The 22,622-nt window shown below is 57.0% G+C and carries 20 protein-coding genes and 1 other RNA gene; 11 read left to right on the top strand and 10 right to left on the bottom strand.

Annotated elements, in window-relative coordinates; genetic code table 11:
- Positions 1–101: 101 nt before the first annotated feature.
- Positions 102–493: a transfer-messenger RNA gene (gene ssrA, locus V6F78_RS19685) on the bottom strand.
- A gap of 72 nt (positions 494–565) precedes the next feature.
- A complete protein-coding gene (locus V6F78_RS19680) occupies positions 566–856 on the bottom strand; it encodes a hypothetical protein (RefSeq protein ID WP_070413335.1) in 291 nt (96 codons plus the stop codon).
- A gap of 532 nt (positions 857–1,388) precedes the next feature.
- On the opposite strand from V6F78_RS19680, the gene V6F78_RS19675 reads away from it, so the two are divergent.
- Entirely contained in the window at positions 1,389–1,739 is a 351-nt protein-coding gene (locus tag V6F78_RS19675; protein WP_047277584.1) for a DUF6124 family protein, read from the top strand.
- 48 nt (positions 1,740–1,787) lie between these two features.
- Here V6F78_RS19675 and V6F78_RS19670 read toward each other — a convergent pair whose 3' ends face one another.
- The 5 genes from V6F78_RS19670 to V6F78_RS19650 form a co-directional block, all read right to left on the bottom strand.
- Positions 1,788–4,604 carry an FAD-binding and (Fe-S)-binding domain-containing protein gene (locus V6F78_RS19670; protein ID WP_332728025.1) on the bottom strand — a complete coding sequence of 939 codons (2,817 nt, stop codon included), beginning with the start codon at positions 4,602–4,604 and terminating at the stop codon, positions 1,788–1,790.
- Positions 4,601–5,272 carry a LutC/YkgG family protein gene (locus tag V6F78_RS19665; protein ID WP_047277579.1) on the bottom strand — a complete coding sequence of 224 codons (672 nt, stop codon included), beginning with the start codon at positions 5,270–5,272 and terminating at the stop codon, positions 4,601–4,603. Before V6F78_RS19665 ends, V6F78_RS19670 begins: the two co-directional genes overlap by 4 nt.
- Positions 5,272–6,729 (bottom strand): LutB/LldF family L-lactate oxidation iron-sulfur protein, encoded by a 1,458-nt coding sequence (locus V6F78_RS19660; RefSeq protein ID WP_332728024.1) that lies wholly within the window; start codon positions 6,727–6,729, stop codon positions 5,272–5,274. Before V6F78_RS19660 ends, V6F78_RS19665 begins: the two co-directional genes overlap by 1 nt.
- Entirely contained in the window at positions 6,726–7,550 is an 825-nt protein-coding gene (locus V6F78_RS19655) for a (Fe-S)-binding protein (protein WP_047277576.1), read from the bottom strand. The genes V6F78_RS19660 and V6F78_RS19655 overlap by 4 nt, the downstream gene beginning before the upstream one ends.
- 122 nt (positions 7,551–7,672) lie before the next feature.
- The gene (locus tag V6F78_RS19650) at positions 7,673–9,367 is read right to left on the bottom strand and encodes a lactate permease LctP family transporter (protein ID WP_070413823.1); all 1,695 of its coding nucleotides are present in this window, start codon (positions 9,365–9,367) and stop codon (positions 7,673–7,675) included.
- 259 nt (positions 9,368–9,626) lie between these two features.
- Between V6F78_RS19650 and V6F78_RS19645 the strand changes: the two genes are divergently transcribed.
- A complete protein-coding gene (locus V6F78_RS19645; protein WP_047277571.1) occupies positions 9,627–10,394 on the top strand; it encodes a GntR family transcriptional regulator in 768 nt (255 codons plus the stop codon).
- 92 nt (positions 10,395–10,486) lie between these two features.
- Here V6F78_RS19645 and smpB read toward each other — a convergent pair whose 3' ends face one another.
- Entirely contained in the window at positions 10,487–10,969 is a 483-nt protein-coding gene (gene smpB, locus V6F78_RS19640) for an SsrA-binding protein SmpB (RefSeq protein ID WP_016783457.1), read from the bottom strand.
- 116 nt (positions 10,970–11,085) lie between these two features.
- Between smpB and V6F78_RS19635 the strand changes: the two genes are divergently transcribed.
- The 3 genes from V6F78_RS19635 to V6F78_RS19625 are packed head-to-tail and all read left to right on the top strand — an operon-like array spanning position 11,086 to position 13,238.
- Positions 11,086–12,489 carry a sodium-dependent transporter gene (locus tag V6F78_RS19635; protein WP_047278451.1) on the top strand — a complete coding sequence of 468 codons (1,404 nt, stop codon included), beginning with the start codon at positions 11,086–11,088 and terminating at the stop codon, positions 12,487–12,489.
- Positions 12,490–12,496: 7 nt separating this feature from the next.
- Positions 12,497–12,931 (top strand): type II toxin-antitoxin system RatA family toxin, encoded by a 435-nt coding sequence (locus V6F78_RS19630; RefSeq protein ID WP_047295580.1) that lies wholly within the window; start codon positions 12,497–12,499, stop codon positions 12,929–12,931.
- Positions 12,924–13,238 (top strand): RnfH family protein, encoded by a 315-nt coding sequence (locus tag V6F78_RS19625; protein WP_080960244.1) that lies wholly within the window; start codon positions 12,924–12,926, stop codon positions 13,236–13,238. Before V6F78_RS19630 ends, V6F78_RS19625 begins: the two co-directional genes overlap by 8 nt.
- A 59-nt stretch (positions 13,239–13,297) precedes the next feature.
- On the opposite strand, the gene V6F78_RS19620 is transcribed toward V6F78_RS19625, so the two are convergent.
- Positions 13,298–13,819 (bottom strand): outer membrane protein assembly factor BamE, encoded by a 522-nt coding sequence (locus tag V6F78_RS19620; protein WP_047277563.1) that lies wholly within the window; start codon positions 13,817–13,819, stop codon positions 13,298–13,300.
- A gap of 98 nt (positions 13,820–13,917) precedes the next feature.
- On the opposite strand from V6F78_RS19620, the gene fur reads away from it, so the two are divergent.
- Positions 13,918–14,331 (top strand): ferric iron uptake transcriptional regulator, encoded by a 414-nt coding sequence (gene fur, locus V6F78_RS19615; RefSeq protein ID WP_047277561.1) that lies wholly within the window; start codon positions 13,918–13,920, stop codon positions 14,329–14,331.
- An 86-nt stretch (positions 14,332–14,417) separates the two neighbouring features.
- Here fur and recN read toward each other — a convergent pair whose 3' ends face one another.
- Entirely contained in the window at positions 14,418–16,100 is a 1,683-nt protein-coding gene (gene recN, locus V6F78_RS19610; RefSeq protein WP_047278443.1) for a DNA repair protein RecN, read from the bottom strand.
- A 254-nt stretch (positions 16,101–16,354) separates the two neighbouring features.
- On the opposite strand from recN, the gene grpE reads away from it, so the two are divergent.
- The 5 genes from grpE (at position 16,355) to carA (ending at position 22,598) form a co-directional block, all read left to right on the top strand.
- Positions 16,355–16,921: a nucleotide exchange factor GrpE gene (grpE, locus tag V6F78_RS19605; RefSeq protein ID WP_047277558.1), complete on the top strand. Its 567-nt coding sequence runs from the start codon at positions 16,355–16,357 to the stop codon at positions 16,919–16,921.
- Between the two features lie 101 nt (positions 16,922–17,022).
- On the top strand, positions 17,023–18,939 hold the full coding sequence (gene dnaK / locus V6F78_RS19600) for a molecular chaperone DnaK (protein ID WP_047277556.1): 1,917 nt from the start codon (positions 17,023–17,025) through the stop codon (positions 18,937–18,939).
- A gap of 321 nt (positions 18,940–19,260) precedes the next feature.
- Complete coding sequence (gene dnaJ / locus V6F78_RS19595) at positions 19,261–20,385, top strand: molecular chaperone DnaJ (RefSeq protein ID WP_047277553.1); 1,125 nt, start codon at positions 19,261–19,263, stop codon at positions 20,383–20,385.
- A 10-nt stretch (positions 20,386–20,395) separates the two neighbouring features.
- A complete protein-coding gene (gene dapB / locus V6F78_RS19590) occupies positions 20,396–21,202 on the top strand; it encodes a 4-hydroxy-tetrahydrodipicolinate reductase (protein ID WP_047278441.1) in 807 nt (268 codons plus the stop codon).
- Positions 21,203–21,461: 259 nt separating this feature from the next.
- On the top strand, positions 21,462–22,598 hold the full coding sequence (carA, locus tag V6F78_RS19585) for a glutamine-hydrolyzing carbamoyl-phosphate synthase small subunit (protein WP_047278439.1): 1,137 nt from the start codon (positions 21,462–21,464) through the stop codon (positions 22,596–22,598).
- Positions 22,599–22,622 lie beyond the last annotated feature (24 nt).

The raw sequence follows: 22,622 nt of genomic DNA, 5'->3' as shown, positions 1-22,622 counted from the left end.
TCTTGGAAAACGTCTGTAGACGCCAATAGCGCTTAAGTGATTGAGTTTACTGGATTTCAGGCACAAAAAAAGACGTCCGTGGACGTCTTTAGATGATCAAATGGTGGAGCCGGGGGGATTTGAACCCCCGTCCGCCAGTACTCCGCTGTCGGTACTACATGCTTAGCCGTTTCTATTAAGTTAACCCTCAGCGACCCGAAGGGCAGGGTGCTTTGGGCGAGTTGTGTAAGTTTTAGCCGCTTCGTCCACAACGTACTGCACGGCGATCCTGTTCTATATGACAATCACTTCAGGTTTACAGGCATCCCCTAGTGATTGCTGGACCCGAAGGTACCAGGAGGATGGCTAAGGCAGCTTACGCTGCGAGAGCTTGACCCTCGTAGGTTTCGTCATTGGCAACTATAGAAAGTTGCAACAGTGGATTTACGAGTTCTGTTACCAACTCGGCATGCACCTAGAGTTTCGCAACCGGCGTCGAATCCTAAACGGCCCCGATGCTTGCTGTGCATAACCAGCAAGCTTGCGGAGTCTACGCCAATCTGACGCAGAAGGCCAACCTCAAGGCTTATTTGCTTGCGCCACCCTTGTTGATGTCCTGGATACGCTGGAGCAATTGTGTGGTGGTGGCGATGCAAGCCTCATTGTCACCCTTGGCTTGTTCGGACTTTGCTTTCTCTATGCCCGTCTTGATGTCGTCGCTGGTGTTTTCGCTGGTTTGCCCAGAGGTGGCCATTGCATCGTTGATTTTTTGCAGATTGATGGCACACAGGTCATCTTTTGCGGGCTCATTGGCGAACACCGGAGAGGCCAACATTGCAGCAGCCACAAACAGGCCAGCAAGCGCGGTACGTTTCATGGGGAAAACTCCTTGTGCAGACGTTAGGCCCGGTGGCTCCGGGCTCGGTTATAAGCCCAAAACAATGGGGCTCAAGCCAATTGACTATAGCCGTGCTCAAGGGTTCTGCTTTTAATTGGCCATCATGGGATTATTTTTTTGTCCTGCGGTGAGCGACGGTGTGAGGGCGCGATCATGCGTGACTTCGCAGGCACCCGCAGACGCTGAAATTGAGGGTTTCGTAGGCCTCATCCCTTTCATTCCGTCGAAACTTCCTAGAAAATCCCGTTCGCTTGCGCCAGTCCAGTTCAGGGCATAGTCTCGGCCCATCGCTGCTCATCAGCGGTCGGGTTTAGTAGCCTGGCTTTCAAACTTGGCGCAAGGCGCCACCTTCCAGAGGCGCTTTTTTTGGCCTCCGCGTTATGGTGGCCGTGCGCAGGGCGCCTTCGGGTGCGCCGGTTTCCAAGTTTGCCGGTCTACTAACCTGCGTACGGCTGCCACCCCCAATCGTTTAGTAGCGACTGTTGGCAGCTCCCTAAATTTGGAGAGCCCCATGAGCAAGATCACCCCTGATCCACCCCTGTTTCCCCTGCAAGATGCTGCCCCGTGCGATTCACAGTCGCTGGACCGGGCCGCCGCCGAACGCGCCCTTCGTTATTACCGGCTCGACCTTAAGCCCACGTGGCACACGGGCACGCACCCGTATGCCGCCCCCAGCAGTGTCAATTTAGAAGCGGCTTTGGCCCAAGCGTCAGACTTGTTGCGCTGCGCGGGCGCTTCGGCGAGTGAGGCGGGGAATGGTTTGAGCGGGCACACGCGCCATTTGGTGTTGTCGGTCATGCACCTGGTGGAGCTGGCCAGGGAGCATGTCGACAAATCGCTGGACGGTTTGACGACGCACTGAGCAGGACGCGCCTGAGTGCAAGCAGGCGCGTCACATTGACCGAACGCCCTAAGGCTGTAGCGCTTTAGCCGTGGTGACCCGATCCACCAAATACACCAACCCGTGGTAGTCGATACCGCCGTGTTGCGTGAGTCCAATCTCGCACGTGCGGCTGGTGGAAATGCCTTCACTGCAGTGCTGCACGGCGTCTTTCAAGCTGCGCAGCGAGTGGGCATTGAGCTCCGGCGTGGTAAAGCCTTTATCTCCCGCAAAGCCACAACAGTGAATGCCTTCTGGGATGACCACTTCCTGGCTGCATAACCGCGCAATATCGATCAGTGCCTGACTTTCGCCCAAGTGCTGCGTGCTGCACGTGACATGCACGGCAATCGGCGCCGGTTGCGGGGTGAACCGCAACTTATCCACAAGGTGGGTGCGAATGAAGCGCACCGGGTCGTACAGGTCGAGGCGGGTGTCGCCCAGGTCTTGCACCAGTCGCAGGGTGCACGGGCTGGTGTCGCAGTAGATCGGGTCAAGCCCGCCACGGCTGGCGTGCAGCAAGGCGCCAATCAGTTCCTGACGCTTGTGTTCTGCCTGTTCGGCATACCCTTTTGAAGCAAACGGCTGGCCGCAACACAGGCTGTCCAGGTTGTCGGGGAAGACGACTTGGTAACCGGCTTTTTCCAGCAGCCCCCGGGTTTTGTCCGACAGGGACATTTGTTCGCGGTCGCCTGCTGCGGGGCCCATGACACGGGACACGCACGCCGCCAAGTACACCACGCGCGGGCGTGCATCGTTGATCGGCGGGGTGAAGCGTATCGCCCGCTCAGGTTGCGGCATGGCGTTGGTCCACTGGGGCACGCGCCCTTTACTGGCCTTGGTCAGGGTGGCAGACAGCCGGGCCAAACGCGGCGCGCCCAAGAGCATGCGCGCGCCATTGGCCACATGCAGCGTAAAACGCGCCCCTTGCAGCGTGGTTGCAAAGTGATTGCCCAGCCAGTCGGCCGTTTTGACATGATCGGCGTTGCGGGCGCGCAGTTTCTTCACCAGTTCGCCGGTGTTAATGCCGACCGGGCAACGTTGCGCACACAAACCGGTCGCCGCGCAGGTGTCGATGCCTTGGTATTCGTAGGCTTTTTCCAGCTCGCGGGTGTCCACCCCGGCGCGTTTTTTAGCCTGAATGTCACGCCAGATCACGATTCGCTGGCGCGGGCTAAGTGTCAAACCCTTGGCCGGGCACACCGGTTCGCAAAACCCGCACTCAATGCACTTATCCACAATCTCGTCGGCGGCGGGCAGGGGTTTGAGGTGTTTGAGGTGGATCTGTGGGTCGTCGCTGAGTACGACGTCCGGGTTCAGGATGCCTTGTGGGTCGAGCAAACGCTTGAGCGACCACATCAGTTGATAAGCATCGCTGCCCCATTCCAGTTCCACGAAGGGCGCCATGTTACGGCCGGTGCCGTGTTCAGCCTTGAGCGAGCCGCCGAATTCCACAGCGACCAACTGGGCTACGTCATCCATGAACGCCTGATAACGTGCGACTTCTTCCGGGCTGTTGAAGCCTTGGGTGAAGACGAAGTGCAGGTTGCCCTCAAGCGCGTGTCCGAAAAGGATCGCTTCGTCGTAGTGATGTTTGTCAAACAGCTCAATCAGGCGGTTTACGCCGATGGCCAATTGTTCGACGGGGAAGGTCACGTCTTCGATGATGACTGTGGTGCCGGTTTTGCGCACGGCGCCCACGGCGGGGAAGGTGTCTTTGCGGATGGCCCACAGCTTTGCGTTTTCGACCGGGTCTTCAGTGAAATCGACTTGTTTCTCGATAGGAAATGCCGACAGCGAGCCCATGATGTGCGCCAGTTGTTCGTGTAACAACGTCTGCGTGGCCGCCCGAGATTCGATCAAGAGTGCGCAGGCATTGGCCGACAGTTGCTGTACGAAAGCAGGCATGCCGGGCTTGTCCTGCACAGAACGCAGGCTGCGCCGATCAAGCAGTTCAACGGCGGACACCGGTTGGCTTTTCAACACCGTCACGGCGGTACAGCAGGTTTCCACGTCCGGGAACACGATCAGCGCCGAGGCTTTGTTGGGGTGGTCGATGACCGTGTCGTAGGTGACCGAACTGATAAAGCCCAGGGTGCCTTCACTGCCCACCAACAAGTGGCTGAGGATATCCAGCGGGTCGTCGAAATCCACCAGGGCATTGAGCGACAGGCCGGTGGTGTTTTTCAGACGGTATTTGTGGCGAATTTTTGCTGCCAATTCAGTGTTTGCGCGGGTCTCGCGGGCCAATGTCGCCAGCTGTTCGAGCAGTGCGCTGTGGCTTTGACGAAACGCGGCTACGTTGGCGGCATCTTCGGTGTCGATACGTGTGCCGTCAGCCAGCACAACTCGCATGCCCGCCAGCGTGTGGTAGGTGTTTTGAGCGGTGCCGCAGCACATGCCGCTGGCGTTGTTGGCCACGATGCCGCCAATCTTGCAGGCGTTAATCGAGGCCGGATCCGGACCGATTTTGCGCCCGTACGGCGCCAGCCATGCGTTGGCTTGGGCGCCAATCACGCCCGGTTGCAAACGGATTTGCGTGCCCTGACCGCGAATTTCTTTAGCGTTCCAGTTATCCCCCAGCACGATCAGTACTGAATCACTGATGGCTTGGCCGGACAAACTGGTGCCCGCTGCGCGGAAGGTCACCGAGACGTTGTCGCGCCGTGCCAGACGCAGCAGTTCAACCACTTCGTCTTCGGACTCAACCCGCACCACCAGTTTCGGGATCAGCCGATAGAAGCTAGCGTCGGTGCCAAAGGCCAGGGTCGACAGGGCGTCGGTGAAACGCCGGTCTTGCGGGATCAGGCGTTCGGCGTCGCGCAGAAAAGCAGCGGGCAGGCTCATGCGTCCTCCAGGATTAACACCACCAGGTCTTTCGGGCCGTGGGCGCCGTAGGCCAGAACTTGCTCGATGTCGGCCGTTTTTGACGGGCCGGACACCAGCAGTGCATTGGTCGGCATGCCGGCGGCCCAGTTCATTTCACGTTGCACCTGATAGAAGTTGTCGCGGATCTCACTGGCCTTGAGCAAGGCGAAATGCACCGGCGGGACGAGGCTCATCAAGCGGGGTTCTTCGGGGGTCGGCCACAGGATCAGGCTACCGGTGGCGGCGATGGCGCCCAAGGTGGTGGTCAGGCTGGCAGGCGTGTCATTGAACAGTTCGTCTTTCCAGTCTTCAACCCGGCGGTCGTAGGCTTTAAGTGCTGGTAGCGCAGGATTTTGCGCCCAATGCGCCGTCACTTTTTGCCCATGAGGGGTCGTCGGGGCAATCAGCAGGCTAGGCAGTTGCCGGTCCGTGACCAGTTGCGCCAACAGGGCAGGCCAACCGTGCTCGCTGCTGAGGTGAATCTCGGTGTGTACGGCTTCCATCAGCTTGCGCAATTGCGGGATGCGTTGCTCCTGGGTGTAGGTCCAGGGTTGCGTCACCAGCACTTCGTCAAAGTTGTCAGCCACAGGCGTTGTGCCCGTCAGACTTTTGCGCAGTTTGTTGAGGATATTGTGTTTGGCGCTCATCACTGGTCTCCCGACTTTTTCGCCAAATGCTCGCGGGCCATGTCGTGCAGCGAACGGGCGGCGGGTTTAGGGGCGCTGTGGTTTTGGGTCCACGGTCCTACGTTGCTCGGGGTCAAACCGCGCAGGCGGGTGGCGGCTTTCAAGAACAATCGATAGAGGTTGGGCGAGCTGTTGAGCTTGGCCCAGGCGTTCCAGATGAAACGCTCTTTGCGTGAATACTTGCTGCCCTGACCGCGCATGATGCGCGGCTGGGTGTCGGGCGCTTTGACGTTTTCTTCGCGCAGTCGGCGCAGCAACGCCGGGATCGGGATTTTGACCGGGCAAACTTCGCCGCAGGCGCCGCAGAGCGAGGACGCGCTTGGGTGATCCGGGACGTTGGCCAGCCCGACCATGTGCGGTGTGATGATCGCGCCGATAGGACCGGGGTAGACCTCGCCGTAGGCATGGCCGCCAATGCGCGTGTAAACCGGGCAATGGTTCATGCAGGCCCCACAGCGAATGCAGTTCAGGGTCTGGCGCAGTTCGCTGTCGGCAAACGCTTGGCTGCGGCCGTTATCGAGCAAGACCAAGTGCACTTCTTCAGGGCCGTCGAGTTCACCGGGTTTGCGCGGGCCGGAGATCATGTTGACGTAGGTGGTGATGGGTTGGCCGAGGGCGGAGCGGGTCAGCAGTGATACCAGCGGCACCACATCGCGCAGGTTTTCGACGACTTTTTCGATGCCGGTCACAGCGATGTGCACGGGTGGCACAGTGGTCGACATGCGGCCGTTGCCTTCGTTTTCCACCAGCAGCAAGGTGCCGGTTTCAGCCACGGCGAAGTTGACGCCGGAGACGCCGATGTCGGCTTCAAAGAATTTTTGCCGCAGTACGCGACGACCGATCTGGATCAGTTGGTCGACGTCCTTGGTGTATTCCACGCGGAGTTTTTCGTGAAACAAGTCGGCCACTTGCCCGGCGTTCTTGTGGATCGCGGGCATGATGATGTGGGAAGGCTTTTCGTTGTCGAGCTGAACGATGTATTCGCCCATGTCGGATTCCAGGCATTCAATGCCTTGGGCGCCGAGCACGTGGTTCATTTCCATTTCTTCGCTGACCATCGATTTGCCTTTGATCACTTGCTTGGCCGCGCGACGGCGAGCAATCGACAAGACAATTTCGTTGGCTTCTTCGACGGTCTCGGCCCAATGGACCTGCACGCCGTTACGGGTCAGGTTGGCTTCCAGTCGTTCCAGCAAGTCGGGCAGTTTGGACAGGGCGCGGGCGCGAATGGCGTTACCCAAGGCGCGCAAGTGCTCGCGCTCGTGGGCATCACTGAAGGCCACGGCGCGTTTGGTCATCAGAGAATCCATGGCACTGCGAAAGTTATTTCGCAGTTGTTTGTCAGCCAGGGCTTCGTGGGCGCGTTCGCGGAAGTCTTCTTCGACGGCGACAGTCGGGATCAGTGTGCTGGTGCTCATTGTTCACCTCCGGTGCGCTGCCACAGAAAACTGGCCAGATGCTGGCCGCGCAGTGATTGCTTCTGTTTTTCCAGCGAGCCGTTGATGTTCATCAGGCAGCCGCAGTCGGCGGTGAGCACTTGGTGTGCGCCGGTTTCGATCAGGGACCGGGTCTTGTCGGCCACCATGGCGCCGGAAATGTCCGGCATGCGTACGCTGAATGTCCCACCAAAGCCGCAGCATTCACTTTCGTGGCTGTGGTCGATGCGTTCAACGTTGCTCAACTGGGCCAGCATTTCGCGGCCGTGCAGGTGGGTGTTCATTTCGCGGCGGGCGGAGCAGGAGGTGTGCAAGGCGACTTTGACCGGGGCGCCGTGGTCCTTGAATTGGACCTTGCACACGAACAGCAGGAATTCGGTGAGTTCGTAGGTGCGTTCGGCTAGGGCGTGAACGCGCTTCAGGGTGTCGGGTTCGTCTTTGAACAAGTCTTCATAGTGCTCGCGCAGCATGCCCGCACAGGAACCGGACGGCACCACGACCGGGTAGTCCTCGGCAAACAGGGCCAGTTGCGAGCGAGCGACATCGCGCGCCTGTTGGGTGTAACCCGAGGTGTAGGCCGGTTGGCCGCAACAGCTTTGCCCTTGCGGGTAGTCGACTTCGATGCCTTCGCGCTCCAGCAAATGGATCGCGTCCATGCCGGCTTCGGGGAAGAACAGGTCGACCACGCACGTGCCAAACAGGTAAACCTTGGCTGGTTTTTGCGTGGGATACATACGTGGCACAGGCAGGGGCGGGGCGACACGGGTCGCGTTGGGCACGGCGTTGTAGAAAAGCTCGCTCATCAGGCGTCTCCGGGTGGTCCCGGTTATGTGTCCGCCAGGCGTTGAGCCAGGCAGACCGGGTCGTGAATGGCTGTCGCCGGGGCGAACCCCGGCGATTTTAACGTGCGATAACCATAGACCTATTAGTGCACCAGCATGCCGGTGAACCAGTAGGCTTGAGCCAGCGTGATCAACCCCACGATGGTGGCGAAGAACAGGCTGTGTTTCAGGGTGAAGCGGAACAGGTCGGATTCTTTACCCACCAGGCCAGTGGCCGCACAGGCGACGGCGATCGACTGCGGGGAAATCATTTTCCCGGTCACGCCGCCGCTGGTGTTGGCGGCCACCATCAAGGTGTCGCTGACGCCGATCTGGTGCGCGGTGGTGGCTTGCAACGAGCTGAACAGGGCGTTGGACGATGTGTCGGAGCCTGTCAGGAATACGCCCAGCCAGCCCAGGAACGGCGAGAAGAACGGGAAGGCTGCGCCCGTACCGGCCAACACCAGTGCCATGGTCGAGGACATGCCCGAGTAGTTGGTGACGAAGGCGAAGGCCAGCACCATGCCGATGGACAGGATTGGCCAGCGCAGCTCGTAGAAGGTCTCTTTCAAAGTGGTCAGACCAGTCTTGACGTTGATTTTCAGCACCAGCATCGAGATCAGCGCCGAGAAGAAAATCGCAGTGCCGGTCGCGGATATCGGGTCGAGCTTGAACACGGCCGCAATGGCAGTCGGTGCGTTGACGATGGGAGCCGTCTTGATGACCAGTTGATCAAGGTGCGGGATTGCAAAGTTGAACACCCAGCCGTACATCGAACCGCCTGGCGAAAACATGGCCTTGAACGGTTTGAGTGTCCAGATGGTGACCAGTACGGTCAGGATCAGGAACGGGGACCAGGCTTTCAGAATCTGCATCAGGCTGTAAGGCGATGCCATCAGGTTGCTTGGCTTGCCGAATCCACCTGCGCTGGCGGTGACGATTACGTCTGAGGTGACGCCCGCAATCTGCGCGCCTGCGGTGCGTTTTGGCTGCCAGACTTTCAGAAACAGGGTCAGGCTGACGAGGCTGGCGAGGGCCGATGTGATGTCCGGCAGCTCGGGGCCAATGTAGTTGGAGGTGAAGTATTGGGTGATGGCGAAGCTCAAACCGGCCACCAGTGCTGCGGGCCAGGTTTCACGCACGCCACGCAGGCCGTCCATCATGAACACCAGCCAGAACGGCACGAACAGTGACAGCAAGGGCAGTTGGCGACCGGCCATGGCGCCGATTTTGAACGCGTCGATGCCGGTGACCTGGCCTGCCACGATGATCGGGATACCCAGTGCGCCGAATGCCACCGGTGCGGTGTTGGCGATCAGGCACAGGCCAGCGGCGTACAGCGGGTTGAACCCCAGGCCTACCAGCAGTGCGGCAGTAATCGCGACCGGGGCACCGAAACCGGCTGCACCTTCGAGGAAAGCGCCGAAGCAAAAACCAATCAACAGCACTTGCAGGCGCTGGTCATCGGTGATCGACAGGACGGAGCTGCGGATGATTTCGAATTGACCGCTTTTTACGGTGAGTTTGTAGAGGAACACCGCGGCCACGATGATCCATGCAATTGGCCAGAGGCCGTAGGCAAATCCATAGCCCGCTGCTGCGAACGCCATGTCGACCGGCATCTGGAAGGCAAAAATCGCCACCAGAATCGACAAGGCAAGGGTGATGCTGCCGGCGACGTGTCCTTTGAGACGGAACACGGCCAGGGCCAAAAAGAAGAACACGATCGGGATGACGGCGGCGAGTGCGGACAGGCCGAGGCTGCCGAGCGGACTATAGAGCTGTTGCCAGGTTTGCATATGGGGTGGCCCCTAATTGTTATTGGTCGTTGCTGCTGGTCGCGCTTGGCTAATTGGTATTACCAATTTACAACCGCTGTCGGCTAGGTTAAAAGCCTTATGAGGCATGTGTCAATTTGCCGCCCTAAATCTTTTGTCTGACAAAACGTCGGCATGGCATCTGATGGGGTGTTTGCGATTGCGTCTGGCAGGTGTCTGAAGCGCGCTAATCAGCGAGAATGGCGGCCCCGGCGCGTGGTCGGGAAGGGTGGAGAGGGTTATGGGGTTTGATCAGATTCGTCAGCGCCGTTTGTCTGACGATATTGTCGAGCAGCTTGAGGGCATGATCCTTGAGGGCACGTTGAAGTCGGGCGAGCGGTTGCCTGCTGAGCGTGCACTGGCTGAACAATTCGGGGTATCGCGCCCGTCGTTGCGCGAGGCGATCCAAAAGTTATCGGCCAAGGGGTTGTTGGTCAGTCGCCAGGGCGGCGGCAATTATGTCGCCACGTCACTGGGGTCGACCTTCAGTGATCCCCTGTTGCAACTGCTTGAAAGCAATCCCGAGGCGCAACGCGACTTGTTGGAGTTTAGGCATACGCTGGAAGCGTCCTGCGCGTTTTATGCCGCCTTGCGCGCCACAGACGTGGACCGCGAGCGGCTGCGCCTGGCATTTGAACGGTTGCAGGATTGTTACGCGCGGGTCGATGAAGTCAGTCGTGCCGAAGAGGGCGAGGCGGACGCGAGTTTTCACTTGGCGATAGCCGAGGCGAGCCATAACGCGGTGTTGTTGCACACGATTCGCGGGTTATTTGATTTGCTCAAACGTAACGTGGTGACGAATATCGGCGGGATGTACAAGCAGCGCAGCGAAACGCGAGACATGCTTATCAGTCAGCACCGGGAGTTGTACCTGGCGATTATTGAGGGGCGTGCTGAGGATGCGCGGGAAGTGGCCAGTCGCCATCTGATGTATGTGCAGGAAGTGCTGGAGGAGGTGCGCCAGGAGGTTCAGCGAACGGCGCGTGCTGAGCGGCGCAATGGTTTGTAGGGGTAAAACCTTCAGCAACAGCAATGCTCGCGATTGAGATCACCCCAGTCATCGGGTTGAACTCATCGCGAGCAGGCGGGCAGCAGGAGAGGTTAGTCTTCCTTGCCCTTGTTGCGTACCGCGCGTTGCAGCTCGCGATCGGAGTCGCGCTCGCGTTCGGTATGACGCTTGTCGTATTCCTTTTTGCCTTTACCGAGGGCAATTTCACACTTGATCAAGTGCTTGCTCCAGTAAAGGGAGAGGCAGACGCAGGCGTAACCCTTCTGCTGCACCGAGGCAAACAGCTTTTCAAGCTCGCGCTTGTTGAGCAGCAGTTTGCGGCTGCGCGTCGGGTCGGCAATAACGTGCGTGCTGGCGGTCGTCAGGGGGGCAATGTGGCTGCCGAGCAACCAGGCTTCACCGTCCTTGAGTAGCACGTAGCTGTCGACCAGCTGTGCCTTGCCTGCACGCAGACTTTTTACTTCCCAGCCGGCCAGGACCAGACCAGCCTCGAACCGATGTTCGATGAAGTAATCGTGTCGCGCTTTTTTGTTCTGCGCGATGGTCCCTGTTGGGTGTTTCTTCTGTTTAGCCATAGGGGCGGCATTATAGGCAGTTGCGAGCAAGTCGGCTACGGGCACCTGCGTGCTTGAGCACGTAGGTTGAATCCCGGACAATGCGCCCTCTTTTTTATCGGTTGGGCGTAGTAACGATGTCGACAGACAAGGTTTCTGTCCACGGCAGTTGGGCAAGCCGTTGGGTCTTTATTCTCGCTGCGACCGGTTCTGCCGTGGGTTTGGGCAGTATCTGGAAATTCCCCTACATGGTTGGCGTCTACGGTGGTGGCGCGTTTGTGCTGGTGTTTTTGGCGTGCATCGCGTTGATCGGTGTGCCGGTGATGCTGGCTGAAACCTTGATCGGACGCCGTGCGCGGCTCAGCCCGGCAAATGCCTTGAAGGTGCTGGCGGTAGAGGCGGGTCATTCGGCGCGGTGGTCCTGGTGGGCTTTCGCCGGGATGATTACGGCACTCCTGATTCTGTCTTTTTACAGTGTGGTCGGCGGCTGGTCGCTGGATTACATCCTCAATATGGGCAAGGGCGACTTTCAAGGGGCGACGGCCGATCAGGTCGGGGCGTACTTCGGTCACGTCATCGCTGACCCGTGGCGCCTGACGTTTTGGCATACCGCGTTCATGGTGTTGTCTGCTTTTGTCATCGCCAAAGGCGTGGTGGCGGGGCTTGAACGCAGTTTGCGCATCATGATGCCCATTTTGTTTGTGCTGCTGCTGGTGTTGCTCGGCTACAGCATGACCACTGGGCATTTCATGGAAGGCGTGCATTTTATGTTCGACTTCAACCCGGATCGGGTCATGGACGGTCTACTGGCGGCGATGGGCCATGCGTTCTTCTCTCTGAGCGTGGGTGTGGGTTCGATCATGATCTACGGCGCGTACATGCCGAAGAATGCGTCGATCTCCGGTACGGTTGTAGGCGTTGCGCTGATCGATACCTTTGTCTCATTGCTGGCGGGCCTGGCTTTGTTTCCAATTGTGTTTGCGTCGGGATTGAACCCGGGTGAAGGGCCGGGCCTGATGTTTGTGACCTTGCCTTTTGCTTTCGGCAACGTCGCATTTGGCCAGTTGATGGGTGTGGTGTTTTTTGTGCTGGTGGCTGTCGCGGCCTGGAGTTCGGCGATTTCGTTGCTTGAACCGATGGTGGCTTATCTGGTTGAGCGCACCAAAATCCGTCGGTTGTGGGTCACCTTCTGGTTGGCGTTCAGTTGCTGGTTTGTCGGTCTGGGCACGGTGTTCTCGTTCAATATCTGGAAGCAGGCCAAATTTTTCGTGAACGAAGAATCCGGTTTCCACCTCTACCAATGGGGCGCGGAGCAGGGGCTGGACTTCTTTGGTGTCGTCGATTTCCTCACCTCGCGTATCATGCTGCCTTTGGGTGGACTGTGTTTCGTAGTCTTTGCGGGCTGGATCATGGGCCGTGGTGCTGTACGCGACGAGTTGTCGATGCGCAGCCCGGTGTTGTTCGCCTTGACTCTTTTTTTGATGCGCTATGTGGCGCCACTCGGCATCCTGATCGTGTTTGCCGCCCAGCTGTGGAAGTAACGCTGACATGACTACCCATATCCAACGCTCCGCCTTGCTGCCTTATCCTGCGCAGGCTTTGTATGACCTGGTCAATGATGTGGCCAAGTACCCCGAGTTTTTGCCATGGTGCTCATCGGCCGAGATACTTGAGAGTACCGAAGTGCTGATGCGTGCCAGTCTTGGCGTGGCCAAGGGCGGCTTGAGCCAGCACTTTGTAACGCGCAATACGCTGGTGCCGGGCCAGTCGATTGAGATGAATCTGGAGGAAGGCCCGTTTACCAAATTGCATGGTGTATGGGTGTTCAAGCCGTTGGGCGAAAAAGCCTGCAAAATCAGCCTGGACATGACGTTTGATTATGCGGGCGCGATTGTGAAAGCCACGCTGGGGCCGTTGTTCAATCAGGCGGCCAATACGTTGGTTGATGCTTTTTGCCAACGTGCCAAGCATTTGTATGGCTGAGCCAATGATTGCCATTGAGGTGGTGTACGCCTCGGTTGAGCGTCAGCGTTTACTGACGATGACCGTTCCTGAGGGTACCAATGTGCGTTCAGCTGTTTTGGCATCGGGTTTGGGTGAGGTGTTTCCAGAACTGGATTTGACGAGTTGCCCGGTCGGCATTTTTGGTAAACAGGTCAGTGATTCTGAAAACCGTCTGTTACAAGCCGGTGATCGCATCGAAATTTACCGACCGCTGCTGGCTGACCCCAAAGAAATTCGTCGCCAACGGGCGGCGAGAGCCGCTGAGGCCAAGCGTCTTAATCCTTAAGCCTGGTTTTTCGCAGGCAACAAAAAGCCCGGCATGCCGGGCTTTTTTGTACCGAACGTTTATTGGTCGGTGGTATCCAGAGGTTCTGGTGTCGGGACAGGTACTGTTTCGACCCCGTCGACATCCTTCTGGATCTGGTCGAGCAATGATCCAGGCTTGGCCGGAACTTCGCTCTTCTCGGTCGGAGCAGCCGGTGTGGTCACATTTGCGCCACCGTCTTTGCCGAGAATGGCTTCGTCTTTGCTGACGCCAGGCATGAAGTCACCTGACAAGCTGACGAGCTGGTCGTTTTCATTGAAGAACACGCTGACGCGTTCCTGTTGGCGTTCACCGCCGCCTGGTTGGAGGCTATACAAATAATCCCAACGATCCGGATGGAATGTATCGGTCAGCAGGGCGTTCCCCATGATAAACCGCACTTGCCGGCGGGTCATTCCCGGGCGTAACTGGTTTATCATGTCCTGCGTGACGACATTGCCCTGCTGGATGTCGATTTTGTAAACCCCGGGGAATGAACAACCGGCGAGTGCGAGCAGTCCCACAAAGGTGAAACTGGTTAGCAAGAGCTTGGTGTTTTGCATCGGTGGGCGACTTCCACTATCTTGGCTGGGACAACGTAAACGCCGATCATACCCGTATTAAGAGAAGCTGCGAAGCGGCTTCCGCGAGAAAGCTAACCATGGTTGAAAATAGCGAACTACGTAAGGCCGGACTTAAGGTGACTCTGCCACGAGTCAAAATTCTACAAATGCTTGATTCTGCTGATCAGCGTCACATGAGTGCCGAGGACGTTTACAAGGCGCTTATGCAGGCAGGCGAGGACGTCGGTCTGGCCACGGTTTACCGTGTGTTGACCCAGTTCGAGTCAGCCGGGCTGGTGATCCGCCATAATTTCGATGGCGGTCATGCCGTGTTTGAGCTGGCCGACGCAGACGGTGGTCATCACGACCATATGGTCAACGTTGAAAGCGGCGAAGTGATTGAGTTTTTCGACGAAGACATCGAAAAATTGCAGCATGCAATTGCCGAGAAGCACGGCGTTGAGCTGGTGGATCACAACTTGGTGCTCTACGTACGTAAGAAAACCAAGTAAGCAGGTCACGCGAATTTCGGTTTGCGAAACGATCGAAGGCGACCTTAGGGTCGCCTTCGTGCTGTCTGCTGAATGACCGTTCGTCGTTAAGCGGTCTGATTCTTGGCTGAAACGACCATTTTCTTCGCGTGCGCCAAAGACTCTTTAGTCAGGTCGATGCCGCCGAGCATGCGCGCTACCTCTTCCACACGTTCTTTTTGGCTCAGTTTGGATACTGCTGTGCGGGTAGCCTCGCTGTCTCGAACTTTGTGCACGAACAGATGCTGGTGGCACTGCGCAGCGACTTGAGGCAAGTGTGTCACGGTCAATACCTGGCCGCGATCGCCGAGGCGGCGTAGCAGTTGACCCACGATCTCGGCTGTTGGGCCGCCGATACCGACATCCACTTCATCGAATACCAGTGTCGGAACGCGCGAGGTTTGTGCGGTGATCACCTGAATCGCCAAACTGATACGTGACAGCTCACCACCGGACGCTACTTTAGCCAGTGCTTTGAGCGGCTGTCCGGGGTTGGCGCTGACCAGCAGTTCGACGTGTTCCAGGCCGAAAGGCTGTGGGTCGGAGCTGTTTTGCGGCTTTAACTCAATGACGAAGCGGCCTCCCGGCATGCCAAGGCGCTGAATTTCTTCTTCTACAGCGCTGCCCAGACGCGTAGCGGCCTGAGTGCGAATGTTGCTGAGTTCGCGCGCGCACTCTTGATAATGACGTGCAAACGCTGTCAGCTCGTTGGCCAGCCTTTCGATGGATTCATCATTGGCGTTCAGCGTTTCAAGCTCATCCATCAATTTTTGTTGCAGGGCATAGACCTCGGTAGGCTGAACGCGATGTTTGCGTGCCATGGTGTAGATCGAGTCGAGACGCTCCTCCAGGTACTGCAGGCGCCGCGGGTCAGCATCGAAATGATCGAGAAAACGATTGAGCTCACCGACCGCTTCTTCAACCTGTATCTGGGCACTGGCAAGCAAATCCGAGGCTTCATTCAGTGCGCTGGTGTTGTTATTGACGCTGGCCAAACGATTAAGGCTGCCGGTCAGGGTGTTGAGCACGTTGCCTGCGTCGCTTTCACTGCATTGCTCAACCACTTGGCGGCAAATTGAAAGTAACGCTTCAGCATTAGTGAGGCTTTTGTGTTCCTGCTCCAGTTCTTCCAGTTCGTTTTCAGCAAGCGCCAGGTTGTCCAGTTCTTCGAGTTGATAGCTCAATAACTGATGGCGAGCTTGCTGTTCATCCCCGGAATTGGAGAGGTGCTCGAATTCTTGTTTGGTTTGGCGCCAGCGTTGTGCCGCCAGCTGGACTTGCCGCGCCAGGTCGGTGGCGCCGGCATATTCATCCAGCAGTCGGCGGTGCGTTTCGGGCTTTAGCAGCGACTGGTGTTCGTGCTGGCTATGAATGTCGATCAACAACTCGCCAAGGGCTTTGAGATCGCCTTGGGGGCAAGGTGTGCCGTTGATATAGCCGCGAGATCGACCTTCGCTGGTAATGACGCGGCGCAGAATGCAGGGCCCGTCGTTCTCAAGATCCCGTTCGGCCAGCCATGCCTGGGCTTCTGGAATTGCCTGCAGGTCGAAGGTGGCTAGAATGTCTGCCTTGTCGGCACCAGGACGTACAACGCCACTGTCCGCACGGTCGCCCAGCGTTAACCCCAGCGCATCGAGCATGATCGATTTACCGGCGCCGGTTTCGCCAGTGATTACACTCATACCGCGATCGAGTTCCAGATCGAGATGTTCAACGATGGCGTAGTTGTGTACGGACAGGTGCACCAGCATGGGGGCCGCTCCAAAACGTAATGTCTGGTTATTTATACAGTGTTTTTGAGCGGGCTGACAATGGGCAGTCTTAGTTCGATTTACACCCGAATTCCTGTTTTTTAGCTCGTTTTGTTTTTTGTGATCGAAAGCACCGGGTCGAGATAACTCATGTCTTCCGTTTTTTTGGCTCTTGAACCTGAGAATTGCGACCCCATATACCTTGGCACAAGCGCGAACTTGAATTCGCGGACAAAGTTTGAAAGGAGAAATCTATGGCAGACGAACAGACTATGGATACGCAGAACCAAGACGCTAATCAGGCCGCCGATGCATCAGGCGAAGATCTGGTAGCCCGCGTGCAGGTGCTTGAAGAGCAACTGGCAGCCGCCAATGATCAGGCTCTGCGCGTAGCTGCCGATCTGCAGAACGTCCGCCGCCGTGCCGAGCAGGACGTTGAGAAAGCACACAAATTCGCTCTGGAAAAATTTGCAGGCGATCTGCTGCCAGTGATTGACAGCTTGGAGCGTGGTCTTGAGCTGTCGAGTCCTGATGACGAGAGCATTCGTCCGATGCGTGAAGGCATCGAACTGACGCTCAAAATGTTCCAGGACACCCTTAAGCGTTATCAGCTGGAAGCCATTGATCCGCACGGCGAACCGTTCAATGCCGAGCATCATCAGGCAATGGCGATGCAGGAAAGTGCTGACGTGGAGCCCAATAGCGTGCTCAAGGTGTTCCAGAAGGGTTATCAGCTCAATGGTCGCCTGCTGCGCCCGGCGATGGTCGTGGTAAGCAAGGCGCCAGCACCGGTTTCGCCTTCAATTGATGAGCAGGCTTGAAATCGGTCGCAAGGCCCCCATTTAGAAGTCAAGCGTTTAAGTAATGCCGCAGTTGGTCATTACTGCTGCGGCAAAAAAATTCAAATTTAGGGAGAGTTAACATGGGCAGAATTATCGGTATTGACCTGGGCACCACCAACTCGTGTGTGTCGGTTCTGGAAAACGGCAAGGCAAAAGTTATTGAAAACGCAGAAGGCGCGCGCACTACGCCGTCGATCATTGCGTACGCCAACGATGGCGAAATTCTGGTTGGCCAATCGGCCAAGCGTCAGGCAGTGACCAATCCGCATAACACCCTATACGCGGTGAAGCGTTTGATCGGTCGTCGTTTTGACGAAGAAGTTGTACAAAAAGACATCCAGATGGTGCCTTACAAAATCGTCAAGGCAGACAATGGTGACGCTTGGGTTGAAGTGAACGGCCAGAAAATGGCACCGCCACAAATCTCGGCTGAAATTCTGAAAAAAATGAAGAAAACCGCCGAAGATTACCTCGGCGAGCCAGTGACCGAAGCTGTTATTACAGTTCCGGCTTACTTCAACGACAGCCAGCGTCAGGCAACTAAAGACGCAGGTCGTATTGCCGGTCTGGACGTTAAGCGCATCATCAACGAACCTACCGCGGCTGCTCTGGCTTACGGTATGGACAAAGCGAAGGGCGACCACACTGTCATCGTTTATGACTTGGGTGGTGGTACGTTCGACGTGTCGGTCATCGAAATTGCTGAAGTGGATGGCGAGCATCAGTTTGAAGTGTTGGCTACCAACGGTGATACGTTCCTGGGTGGTGAGGACTTCGACATCCGCCTGATCGACTACCTGGTTGACGAGTTCAAGAAAGAAAGCGGCATGAACCTTAAAGGTGATCCGCTGGCGATGCAGCGTCTGAAAGAAGCTGCTGAAAAAGCCAAAATCGAACTGTCTTCGAGCCAGTCGACTGACGTGAATCTGCCTTACATCACTGCAGATGCCACCGGTCCTAAACACTTGAACGTGAAGATCTCTCGCGCCAAGTTGGAATCGCTGGTTGAAGATCTGGTTCAGCGCACGATCGAACCTTGCCGTCTGGCGCTGAAAGACGCCGGCATTGATGTGGGTGCAATCAACGACGTCATTCTGGTGGGTGGTCAGACCCGTATGCCGTTGGTGCAGAAGCTGGTAACCGAGTTCTTCGGCAAAGAAGCACGTAAAGACGTGAACCCGGACGAAGCGGTTGCCATGGGTGCTGCTATCCAAGGCGCGGTACTGGCTGGTGATGTTAAAGACGTGCTGTTGCTGGACGTAAGCCCGCTGACTTTGGGTATCGAAACCATGGGCGGTGTAATGACGCCTCTGATCGAGAAAAACACCACGATTCCTACCAAGAAATCGCAAGTGTTCTCGACAGCTGACGATAACCAGGGCGCAGTAACAATTCACGTGCTGCAAGGTGAGCGTAAGCAAGCGGCTCAGAACAAGTCGTTGGGCAAGTTCGACCTGGCTGACATTCCACCTGCTCCACGTGGCGTGCCTCAGATCGAAGTGACTTTCGACATCGATGCCAACGGTATCTTGAACGTAAGTGCGAAAGACAAGGCGACTGGCAAGTCTCAGTCCATCGTGATCAAGGCTAACTCGGGTCTGTCCGAGGAAGAGATTGCTCAGATGGTGCGTGATGCTGAAGTCAACGCTGAAGAAGATCGCAAGTTCGAAGAGCTGGCAGCTGCGCGTAACCAGGGTGATGCACTGGTGCACTCGACCCGTAAAATGGTCGCCGATGCGGGCGATAAAGTAACCGAGGAAGAGAAAGCTGCGATCGAAGCTGCTGTAGTGGCTCTGGAAGCTGCTGTTAAAGGCGACGACAAAGCGGCTATCGAAGCCAAGGTTGAAGAGCTGTCCAAGGTGTCGGCTCCGGTTGCTCAAAAGATGTACGCTGAGCAGGCGAACCCTGCGGACGCAGCGTCCAAGCCAGCTGATTCGGCTGAAAAAGCGGATGACGTTGTCGACGCTGAGTTCGAAGAAGTTAAAGACAACAAGTAATCAGCTTGTTTGTCGGCCGGTTGACCGTGTGTAAGCGGTGACTGGTAGGATGTCGCCGCGCGGGAGCTAGCTCCCGCGTTGGCGTGTCTGGAGTTGAAGAATTTTTACAGCATGCGACAAGGTCGGGTGCTGGCGGTCTGGTTCGAAACTTTCTTGTATTTCGGCCTGAAGTGACCGCTCCTGTCAGCCAATGCTTTGGCTGTTAATCAGAAACCAAAATCGTTGAAAAAGACGTGAGTCGAGACTGATCTCTATCGGGCTTGGCGGGTTTGGTGAGGCTCGGGAGGGTTTTGCCGAACGTCCTTGAGAGTGCAAAGAATTATGGCAAAGCGCGACTATTACGAAATTTTGGGTGTTGAACGCACCTCTACCGAGGTGGAGCTGAAAAAAGCTTATCGCCGTCTCGCAATGAAGCATCACCCGGATCGCAATCCGGATGACAAAGCTTCTGAAGAGCTCTTCAAGGAGGCCAATGAGGCCTATGAAGTGCTTTCGGACTCAAGCAAGCGTGCTGCTTACGACCAGTACGGCCATGCTGGCGTAGATCCGCAGATGGGTGGCGGCGGCGGTGGTTTTGGTGGGCAGAACTTCTCCGATATTTTCGGTGATGTGTTCAGTGATTTCTTTGGTGGTGGTCGTGGCGGCTCCCGGGGCGGTGCTCAGCGCGGTAGCGATTTGCGCTATACGCTGGAGCTGGATCTGGAAGAGGCTGTTCGCGGTACAACCGTCAATATTCGTGTTCCGACGCAGGTTAATTGCAAGCCGTGCGACGGGTCGGGCGCCAAGAAGGGTTCTTCGCCGGTCACGTGCCCAACGTGCGGCGGCATTGGTCAGGTGCGTATGCAGCAGGGCTTCTTCGCCGTGCAGCAGACCTGTCCGCGTTGCCATGGTCAAGGCAAGATCATTTCCGACCCTTGCGACAGCTGCCATGGTGCGGGTCGTGTCGAAGAGTACAAAACCCTCTCTGTAAAAGTGCCTGCTGGCGTTGATACGGGTGACCGCATTCGTCTTTCCGGTGAAGGTGAGGCGGGGGTTCAAGGGGGCCCTACCGGCGACCTGTATGTTGTGATCGATGTGCGTGAGCACGCGATTTTTCAACGCGATGGCAAGCATTTGTTCTGCGAGGTCCCAATCAGCGTGGCGGACGCGGCACTTGGTGCTGAGCTTGAAGTGCCGACGCTGGATGGTCGGGTGAAGCTGAAAATTCCGGAAGGTACTCAGACCGGCAAGCAGTTCCGTTTGCGCGGTAAGGGTGTTGCGCCCGTGCGTGGCGGTGGTGCGGGTGATTTGATGTGCCGCGTTGTGGTTGAGACGCCTGTCAAATTGAGCCGTCGTCAGCGCGAGCTGATGGAGGAGTTCCGCACAACGCTCGAAGGCGATAGCAGTCATTCGCCGAATGCCACGGGCTGGTTTGAGGGCGTCAAGCGCTTCTTCGGCGATTTGTAAGGGGCGAGACATGCGACGTATAGCTGTGATGGGCGCTGCCGGGCGCATGGGTAAAACGCTGGTCGATGCCGTTCAGCAGCGCTCGCCGCTGGGTGGGCTTACGGCGGCTATCGTTCGACCGGGGAGCACGCTGGTGGGTGCCGATGCTGGCGAACTGGCATCTCTTGGGCGCATTGGTGTGCCGTTGTCGTCTAGCCTGGAGGCGGTCATTGACGAGTTCGATGTGTTGATCGACTTCACGTTGCCGGAGGTAATGCTAAAAAACCTCGAAATGTGTCGTCGCTCGGGCAAAGCCATGGTGATTGGTACGACCGGGTTGACACAGGCTCAAAAGAACTTGCTGGCCGAGGCGGGTAAAGACATTCCGATCGTGTTTGCGGCGAACTTCAGTGTGGGGGTCAATCTGTCGCTCAAGCTGCTGGATATGGCGGCGCGAGTGATGGGGGATGATGCGGATATTGAAATCATTGAAGCGCATCATCGTCATAAAATCGATGCGCCGTCGGGCACTGCGTTGCGCATGGGTGAAGTGATTGCGGATGCACTGGGGCGTGATTTGGAGAAGGTCGCGGTTTACGGTCGCGAAGGTCATACCGGTGCTCGTGAGCGTGAAACCATTGGCTTCGCAACCGTGCGTGGTGGCGATGTGGTGGGTGATCACACCGTGTTGTTCGCTACTGAAGGCGAGCGACTCGAAATTACCCACAAGGCTTCCAGTCGCATGACCTTTGCAAAGGGTGCCGTTCGCGCTGCGTTGTGGCTGGAAGGGCGCAAGCCCGGTCTCTACGATATGCAGGATGTGCTCGACCTGCGCTGATTCCCCCCTGTAAAATCCGGCTGTTGCTGTACCAACAGCCGGATTTTTAACCGCTAAGCGATTTCCTGTCGCATTCCCCTGCCTTTAAGGCTTTTTAGCGGTAGACCAAAAAAGCATTTTTCTGTAACCTACAGCTTTAGTGTGTCCACTAAAAGCGCGCAGATAATTCGATGAAGAAGCGGGGTGACGTGTCCATACGTCACTCCGCTTTTTTACAACCTGCGATCGCCCTTTCAGGCTTTATTTACGGGAGGTCTTCTTGACTAAGCAAGCCATACTCGCCCTTGCTGATGGCAGCATTTTTCGCGGCGAAGCCATTGGAGCCGACGGTCAAACCGTTGGTGAGGTCGTTTTTAACACCGCAATGACCGGCTATCAGGAAATCCTTACCGATCCTTCCTACGCTCAGCAAATCGTTACCCTGACTTACCCGCATGTAGGCAATACCGGTACTACTCCGGAAGATGCCGAGTCTGATCGTGTCTGGTCCGCAGGTTTGGTTATTCGTGATCTGCCTTTGGTTGCGAGCAACTGGCGTAACACGATGTCGCTGTCCGATTACCTGAAGGCCAATAATGTTGTGGCGATTGCAGGCATTGATACCCGTCGCCTGACCCGTATCCTGCGCGAGAAAGGTTCGCAAAACGGCTGCATCATGGCGGGCGATAACATCTCGGATGAAGCGGCCATTGCAGCTGCGCGTGGTTTCCCGGGCCTGAAAGGCATGGACCTGGCGAAAGTCGTCAGCACCGAAAAAACGTACGAGTGGCGCTCCAGTGTCTGGAACCTGGCGACCGACAGTCACCCGACTATCGACGCCTCCGAGCTGCCTTATCACGTTGTGGCATACGACTACGGCGTGAAGTGGAACATTTTGCGCATGTTGGTAGAACGCGGTTGCCGCGTAACCGTCGTGCCGGCTCAGACCCCTGCCAGCGATGTACTGGCGTTGAATCCGGATGGCGTGTTCCTGTCCAACGGCCCGGGCGATCCAGAGCCTTGCGATTACGCAATCAAAGCCATTCAGCAAGTGCTGACAACCGAAATTCCAGTATTCGGCATTTGCCTTGGTCATCAACTGTTGGCGCTGGCCTCCGGTGCGAAGACGGTGAAGATGGGTCATGGCCACCATGGTGCTAACCACCCGGTGCAGGATCTGGACACGGGCGTTGTGATGATCACCAGTCAGAACCACGGTTTTGCGGTGGATGAAGCGACGTTGCCTGCCAACGTGCGTGCGATCCACAAATCGCTGTTTGACGGCACGCTGCAGGGCATTGAGCTGACCGACAAAAGCGCATTCAGCTTCCAGGGACACCCTGAAGCGAGCCCGGGCCCGAACGACGTAGCACCGCTGTTCGACCGTTTCATCAACGAGATGGCCAAGCGCCGCTAATCCTTTTCCCAAGGTGAAGTCGTC

Source organism: Pseudomonas sp. ESBL9 (assembly GCF_036668715.1).
GTDB classification, from domain to species: Bacteria; Pseudomonadota; Gammaproteobacteria; order Pseudomonadales; family Pseudomonadaceae; genus Aquipseudomonas; species Aquipseudomonas lundensis.
The sequence above is the reverse complement of the archived record's forward strand: the minus strand, read 5'-3'. Positions and strand labels throughout refer to the sequence as shown.